The organism is Kitasatospora sp. NPDC001603, from assembly GCF_040298365.1.
Lineage (GTDB): Bacteria > Actinomycetota > Actinomycetes > Streptomycetales > Streptomycetaceae > Kitasatospora.
The window spans coordinates 1-7,839 of record NZ_JBEPAA010000042.1 but is presented as its reverse complement, the minus strand read 5'-3'; the positions used below and the strand labels follow the sequence as shown (position 1 = coordinate 7,839).

The following is a 7,839-nucleotide window of genomic DNA, read 5'->3' as shown; positions in this document are numbered from 1 at the left end:
TGCAGGACCGCCACACCAGGCGCGATTAGCTCAGCGGGAGAGCACTACCTTGACACGGTAGGGGTCACTGGTTCAATCCCAGTATCGCGCACAGTAACCGGCCGGGGCCGTGATCCATGGATCACGGCCCCGGCCTTCTGCGTGTCCGGGACCGCTGTCGCGGCCGGCGTGACTGCCGTTCCGCAGCGGTCGGCTGCTGGCGCGCTGTTCTGCGGTCGGCCGCCGGGGAACGAAGAAGAGCCGTGTACGGACGCCCTCACCGACGTCCGTACACGGCATCTCCGCCTGCCGGGGTGCTCTGCGCACCACTCCCGCCCGTCCGCGGGTCAACGCGGTGCGCGGCCTTCCCCGGCGGCACTGGCTCCCCGTCCCCAGGGGATCAGTGCCCGTTCAGTGGCCGGCCGGGCAGGTGCGCCGGCCGGGATCACGGGTCGATCGGTCAGTGGGTGATCAGTTCGGCGACGGCCTGCGCCTGGTTCGCCATCTGCTCCCAGCCCCCGAAGAGGATGACCAGCAGCACGGCGCAGGGCAGGGCGATCGCCAGCGCCACCGCCGGGTGCCTGGTCGGCTCCGCGGCCTGGCGCTGGGTGAAGGCCGGCCGACGGCGGCGGGGTGACCCCGTGAGCTGCGATGCCATGCCCTCACTCCTGATTCCTGCGCCGCTCTGGCCGTGCGCTGCTCGTGCCGACCGACGGGTCTAAGTGGACGCGGTGGACGGCTTACCTCGGGGGACGAGCTCCCCGTCCACCGCTGAGGACAACGCTATGGCCCGAGGGGGTGGTCGGACGTCATGCCGTCGTACTGTTCTCCGGGCATCCCCGAGGATGACGCTCCGACTTGAGGAGTACTACCGAAGGGGGAGAGTCCCTCCACCGGACCCCCGGGGGAACCCTGAGAGCCGACCCCGAGAAGCGCTCCCGCCACCCCGCGCGCGACTGTCAGTGCAAGATCGGACAATCGCACGGAGGGTTCAGGTGTTGCGTATCAGCACACCGCAGCAGGCAGTCCGTAAGCTGTGCCCGACAGGAACTGACGATGCCCCAACCGACGGGGCCTCATCCACAGGCTGACGGGGAACGATGATGGCGATGATGCGGCTGAGGCGTGAGGACCCCCGCATCGTCGGGCCGTACCGGCTGCACCGGCGCCTCGGAGCCGGCGGCATGGGCGTCGTCTACCTCGGCTCGGACCGGCGCGGGCAGCGGGTCGCGCTCAAGCTGATCCGCGCCGAGCTGGCCGAGGACCTGGAGTTCCGCACCCGCTTCGCCCGGGAGATCGCCGCCGCGTCCAGGATCCGGGGCGGCTGCACGGCGCGGGTGGTCGGCTCCGACATCGAGACCGACCGGCCCTGGCTGGCCACCGCGTACGTCCCCGGGCCCTCGCTCTACAAGCGGGTCGGCGACGGCGGACCGCTGAGCTGGCCGGAGGCCGCTAGGATCGGCGCCGCCCTGGCCGACGGCCTGGTCAAGGTGCACGAGGCCGGGGTCGTCCACCGGGACCTCAAGCCGTCCAACATCCTGCTCTCGCCCCGCGGGCCGCGGATCATCGACTTCGGGATCGCCTGGTCCCGCGGCGCCAGCACGCTCACGCACGTCGGCACGGCGGTGGGCTCCCCCGGCTTCCTCGCCCCCGAGCAGGTCCGCGGCGCCGCCGTGACACCCGCGACGGACGTCTTCGCGTTCGGGGCGACGCTCGCGTACGCGCTCACCGGGGACACCCCGTTCGGCTCGGGCGCCTCCTCCGAGGTGATGCTGTACCGGGTCGTCCACGAGGAGCCCGACCTGACGGACGTCCCTCCGCAGCTGGCCCCGCTGATCCGGGCCTGCCTGGCGAAGGAGCCCGCCGAGCGGCCCGGGGCGGCCGCCCTGCACGAACGGCTGAGCGAACTCGCGGCGCGCGGCACGGGCGACGGCCCGGCGCCGGAGCGGCCCGGACGCGGGCCCGTCGGCCGCGCCGGGGCGGGCGCCCGGCCGAGCGCTCCCGGGCCCGGCTCGGCCGCCGGACCTGGCTCGGCGGGCGCCGCCGCACGCGGCGTCCCCGCGCCGGGGCGCGGACCCGACCCGGCGGGCGCCCCGCGTGCCCGCGCCGGGGCGGCGAGCCGGCCGGGCGGCCAGCAGCCCGTCGCACAGCACGGCGCCCACCCGGGTGCCCACCCCGGCGCCGCCCAGCGCCGGCCGCAGGGCCGGCCGGGGCAGGCCGCCACCGCTCCGATGCCGCGCCCCGAGGCCCACACCACCCGGCCGCTGCGCGAACGCCAGCAGACCCCGCCGCCGGGGCGCACCGGCACGCCCGGCGCCGCGGCGGGCCCCCGCGAGCGGGACCAACGGCCGGACCGGTCGCGCGGGCAGGCCCGCGACCGGCAGCACACGCCCGTCCCCGGCGGCCGCCCGGCCACCGCCCGCCGGCGGTTGCTGCGGCAGCGGCTGGTGGTCTTCGTCACCGTGACGATCGGTGTGGCACTGGCGATCGCGGCGGCGCAGGGGTGCGAGAACCGGGACAACCAGAGCCTCGGTCCGGTCCGCGGCGCCGGGGCCACGGTCAGCGCCGGACCCAACGGGCCCGCCGGGCAGCCGGGCGCCGCCCCGCAGGGGGCCGGGCTCTCGGCGGACGGCGCGGCGCAGTCCGCGACACCGCTGGCGGCGGCGGCCCACGGCAGCGTGGCGGGTGACGGCGCGCTGACGCCGCCGCAAGGCGCCGCGCCGGCGGTGGACTGGCCCAACCGCAGCTACCCCGACCCGGCGGGCGGCCCGGCGATCGCGCTGCGGGACGGCCGCTCGGCGGCGGGGGCGGGGCCCCAGGTCGCGCTCAGCGCCGTCCTCCCGGCCCGCTACAAGGGCGCGGCCGCGGCCCTGGTGGTGCTGCGCCGCGCGGAGGGCTCGGTGCCGGCCGACCTCGTCCAGCTGTTCGCCTTCAACGGGGACGCGCCGGTCGCGCTGGCGTCCCGCTCGTCCGCCGCCGATCCGCAGGCGACCGCCGCCTGGCGGCTCGACAACGGCGCGCTGGTCCGCGAGGAGCGGGCCAACCAGACCGGCGCGGTGGCCTCCACCCGCTACTCGGTGCGGTCGGACGGCACCATCGAGGAGTCCTGGCCCGGCGCCCCCACCACGATCGTCACCCCGCCACCCGCCGCCGCCCCGGCCCCGCCGACGGCCCCCACGGGCTGACCGGCGGGGCAGCCGACGCACCGGAAGTCGGCCGGGGCCGACTTCCTGCTCCCGGGAAGAGCGCTGCCGCCCGGTGGCCGACCTGGGCACCGAACGCATCGCCCCGCACCGGAAGTCGGCTCGTCCGACGTCCCACTCCGCTGCGGACCGCGTGTCGTCGGCGGATCCTAACGGCCGCCCTCGGGGCCGCGCGCGGGAAGTCGGACAGATCGACTTCCTACTCCCCCCGTTGGGCCGTCCCTGCCCGCTACTGCCGACCGCCTCGGGGACACCGCCGCATCACCCCCGCACGGGAAGTCGGCCCTCCCGACTTCGCACTCCCCCGGCGGACTGAGGCGCCCACCGACAGCTCCGGTGGGGCGCCCCTAGGCCACCCCCGAGCGCAGGAAGTCGACCAGGCCGACTTCCTGATCCGCGGCTCAGGGTGTGTATGGCGTGGGCCATCGGGGAGCCAAGGCGGTGCTCCGCCCTGATGAGGGCTCGGTGGAGGGTGCGGGGTGCGAATCAGGTCGAGGGGCCGGAGGTACGGGCCCCGGTGAGGAAGCCGCCGGGCACGCCACCGGCGTAATCCGCGGCGGCCGGCGGGTCAGGCCGTCGCCCTCCGGGATTGTTCGGCTGGGTGCGGGAGCGGAGGTGACGGGTCAGGCCGCGACGCTGATGGTGTGGCCCACGCCGCGGGCCACACCGGGGAGCGAAGGCGGTGCTCCGCGCTGATGAGGGCTCGGCGGGCGTGCGGGGTGCGGATCGGGCCGAGGGGCCGGAGGTGCGGGCCACGGTGAGGAAGCCGCCGCCGGCGGCCGGCGGGTGAGGCCGTCGCCCTCCGGGGTTTCTCGGCCGGGTGCGGGAGCGAGGGGTGACGGGTCAGGCCGGGGCGGTGACGGCGTAGAAGGCCACGGCTGCGGCGGCGCCCACGTTGAGGGAGTCGATGCCGTGGGCCATCGGGATGCGGACGGCGCGGTCCGCGGCGGCCAGCGCCCTGCGGGTGAGGCCGTCGCCCTCCGCGCCGAGCATCAGGGCCGCCTTGGGCAGCCGGTGCGGGGCCAGGGCCGCCAGGTCGACGGAGCCCTCCGCGGGGGTCAGGGCGAGCAGCTCGAAACCGGCGGCGCGCACGGTGTCCAGCGCGGCCGGCCAGGGCTCCAGCCGCGCGTACGGGACGGCGAAGACGGCGCCCATGGAGACCTTGACCGCGCGCCGGTACAGCGGATCCGCGCAGTCGGGCGACAGCAGCACGGCGTCCATGCCGAGCGCGGCCGCGCTGCGGAAGATCGCGCCCAGGTTGGTGTGGTCGACCAGGCCCTCCAGCACGGCCACCCGGCGGGCGCCGGCCAGCAGCTCGGCGGCGTCCGGGAGCGGGCGGCGTTCCATCGAGGCGAGCGCGCCGCGGTGGACGTGGTAACCGGTGACCGCCTCGGCCAGCCCCGGTTCGACCACGTGGACGGGGGCGTCGGTGTCGGCGATCACGTCCGCCATCACGTCCAGCCACTTGGCCGTCAGCAGCATCGACCGCATCCGGTACCCGGCGGCCATCGCCCGGCGGATGACTTTCTCGCCCTCGGCGATGAACAGGCCCTCGGCGGGTTCGCGGCGGCGCCGCAGTTCGACGTCGGTCAGGCCGGTGTAGTCGCTCAGGCGCGGGTCGGCGGGATCGGTGATGGTGCTGGGTTCGGACACCCTGCGATCTTGCCAAGCCGGGGTGGAGAAGGCCAAACGGCCCAGGGCGGGATGTGCTTGACCTTGGCCTGTAGGTGTGTGGAGTGCAAATATGACGTATGGCCCGTTTTCCGGGCCGATCATGGGCTCCGTCGGCCTCTGGCACTTTCGGCTCCGCTACGTCTTCCCGTGCCGCTGGTACCGCCGGCTCCTCCGGTGGGCGCCCACACGGTCGGCAACAGCAGCCGAAGGACGCTCGGCCGAGACCGGTACAGCGCCGGTCGGTGGCCGGGCAGGTCTTCGCGCTGCAGGTACTCGTGGTGCTGCTGCTGGTCGCCGCCGCCGTGGTGGCGCTGGTGGTGCAGTCCCGCAACGACGCCCGGCACGAGGCGACCAACCGGTCGGTGGCGGTCGCCCAGACCTTCGCCAACTCACCGGGCATCGTCGAGGCGCTGCACTCCCCCGACCCCACCGCGGTCCTGCAACCGAAGGCCCAGGCCGCGGCGCTCAACGCGGGAGTGGACTTCATCGTCGTCCTCAACACCGACGGCATCCGCTACACGCACCCCAATCCGGCCCGGATCGGTCAGAAGTTCGTCGGCGACTACGAGCCCGCGCTGCACGGACAGGTGGTGACCGAGCAGGTCAACGGCACGATCGGACCTCTGGTCCAGGCGGTCGTGCCGGTCCGGGCACCGGACGACTCCGTGGTCGGCATGGTCTCGGCGGGGGTCACCATCGCCAACATCAGCAGCGCGAGCGAGCGGCAGCTGCCCGTGGTGCTGGGCGCCGCGGCGGTCGCCATGGGGCTGGCCACCTGCGGGACGGCGCTGGTCAGCCGGCGGCTGCGGCGGCAGACCCACGGGCTGGGCCCGTCCGAGATGACGCGGATGTACGAGCACCACGCGGCGGTGCTGCACGCGGTGCGCGAGGGCGTGCTGATCGTGGCCGGCGACGGGCGGCTGCTGCTCTGCAACGACGAGGCGCGCCGGCTGCTGGCGCTGCCCGCCGACGCCGAGGGGCGGCTGGTGACCGAGCTGGGCCTGGACCGCGCGCCCGAGGAACTGCTGACGGCCAACCGGCCGGTCACCGACGAGGTGGTGCTGGCCGGTGAGCGGCTGCTGGCCGTGAACGTCCGGCTCACCGACCGGGACGGCGGTCCGCCGGGCTGCGTCGCCACCCTGCGGGACTCCACCGAGCTGCTGGCGCTGTCCGGGCGGGCCGAGGTGGCCCAGCGGCGGCTGCGGCTGCTGTACGACGCCGGGGTGTCGGTGGGCAGCTCGCTCGATGTGACGCGGACGGCCGAGGAGCTGGCCCAGGTGGCGGTGCCGCGGTTCGCGGACTTCGTCAGCGTCGATCTGGCCGAGGAGGTGCTGGAGGGCGACGAGCCGGCGCAGGGCCAGCCGCTCGGACAAATGCGGCGGGCGGCGTTCAAGGGCGTCCGGGAGGGCTCGCCGTTCTACCCGGTGGGCACGGTGCTGGCGGTCGTGCCGTCGACGCCGCTGGCGGGCGCGCTGGACACCGGGGAGGCCGGGCTGGAGGCGCGGCTGGCGGAGACGGAGGCCTGGCGGGGGCAGGACCCGGAGCGCTCGGCGCAGGCGCTGGAGTACGGGGTGCACTCGCTGGTGCGGGTGCCGCTGCGGGCGCGCGGGGTGCTGCTGGGGGTGGCGCGGTTCTGGCGGGCGGACCGGCCGGAGCCGTTCGACGAGGAGGACCTGGCGCTGGCCGAGGAGCTGGTCTCGCACGCCGCGGTCTGCATCGACAACGCGCGCCGCTACACCCGCGAGCACGCGATGGCGGTGACGCTGCAGCACAGCCTGCTACCGCGCAACCTGCCCGCGCAGAACGCGCTGGACGTGGCGCACCGGTACCTGCCGGCGCAGGCGGGGGTGGGCGGCGACTGGTTCGACCTGATCCCGCTGCCGGGCGCGCGGGTCGCGCTGGTGGTCGGGGACGTGGTGGGGCACGGCCTGCACGCGGCGGCGACGATGGGCCGGCTGCGGACGGCGATCCACAACTTCTCGACGCTGGACCTGCCGCCGGACGAGTTGCTCGGGCACCTGGACGAGCTGGTGAACCGGATCGACCAGGAGGAGTCGGCGACCGGCGGGGCGGCGGCGGTCACCGGCGCGACCTGCCTGTACGCGATCTACGACCCGGTGACGCAGCGCTGCACGCTGGCCAGCGCGGGGCACCCGCCGCCGGCGCTGGTCGGTCCGGACGGCCGGGTGGAGTTCCCGGAGCTGCCGACCGGGCCGCCGCTGGGGGTGGGAGCGCTGCCGTTCACGACCGCCGAGCTGGAGGTGGCCGAGGGCAGCCGACTGGTGCTCTACACCGACGGACTGGTGGAGGACCGCGACCGGGACATCGACGAGGGGCTGGAGATGCTGCGGGCCGCGCTCACCGGGCCGCCGCGCACTCCCGAGCAGACCTGCGCGGACGTGCTGGGCGCGATGCTGCCGGCACGGCCGCAGGACGACATCGCGCTGCTGGTGGCGCAGACCCGGGCGCTGGCATCCGACCAGGTGGCGGAGTGGGAGGTGCCGTCCGACCCGGCCGCGGTCGGCGAGGTGCGGGCGGCGGTGGCGGAGCGGCTGGCGCAGTGGGGGCTGGACGAGGCGGCGTTCGTCACCGAGCTGATCCTGAGCGAGCTGGTGACCAACGCGATCCGGTACGGGCGCGGGCCGATCCGGGTCCGGCTGCTCCGCGACCGGGCGCTGATCTGCGAGGTGTCCGACGCCAGCAGTACGTCGCCGCACCTGAAGTACGCGGCCACCACGGACGAGGGCGGGCGCGGGCTCTTCCTGGTCGCGCAGTTCGCGGACCGCTGGGGCACCCGCTACACGGCCGGCGGCAAGGTGATCTGGACCGAGCAGCCGTTGGAGTGAGGCCGGGCGCGCGGGTCGCGGTGCGGAGTGGGGGGGGGGGGGGGGGGGCCGCCCCCCCCCCCCCCCGCCCCCCGCGGGCCGCCCCCCCCCACAACCACCCCGTGATAGGGGGGGGCGACCGGCGGGCCGGGCCGGGC

The 7,839-nt window shown here is 75.7% G+C and carries 4 protein-coding genes and 1 tRNA gene; 3 read left to right on the top strand and 2 right to left on the bottom strand.

Translation table 11 applies throughout. The features are described from left to right. Nucleotides 1-19: 19 nt before the first annotated feature. Nucleotides 20-91, top strand: a tRNA-Val gene (locus tag ABT263_RS24560). 348 nt (nt 92-439) lie between these two features. Here ABT263_RS24560 and ABT263_RS24555 read toward each other — a convergent pair. Further along, nucleotides 440-637, bottom strand: a complete 198-nt coding sequence (locus ABT263_RS24555) for a hypothetical protein (RefSeq protein WP_329486846.1) — start codon at nt 635-637, stop codon at nt 440-442. Between the two features lie 451 nt (nt 638-1,088). Here ABT263_RS24555 and ABT263_RS24550 point away from each other — a divergent pair, with 451 nt between their 5' ends. Beyond that, entirely contained in the window at nt 1,089-3,164 is a 2,076-nt protein-coding gene (locus tag ABT263_RS24550; protein ID WP_502885853.1) for a serine/threonine-protein kinase, read from the top strand. Nucleotides 3,165-4,025: 861 nt separating this feature from the next. Here the strand turns inward: ABT263_RS24550 and ABT263_RS24545 are convergent. Next, a complete protein-coding gene (locus ABT263_RS24545) occupies nt 4,026-4,835 on the bottom strand; it encodes a TrmH family RNA methyltransferase (protein ID WP_329486847.1) in 810 nt (269 codons plus the stop codon). A gap of 263 nt (nt 4,836-5,098) precedes the next feature. Between ABT263_RS24545 and ABT263_RS24540 the strand changes: the two genes are divergently transcribed. Continuing rightward, complete coding sequence (locus tag ABT263_RS24540; RefSeq protein ID WP_352293250.1) at nt 5,099-7,702, top strand: SpoIIE family protein phosphatase; 2,604 nt, start codon at nt 5,099-5,101, stop codon at nt 7,700-7,702. The last annotated feature ends 137 nt before the right edge of the window (nt 7,703-7,839 follow it).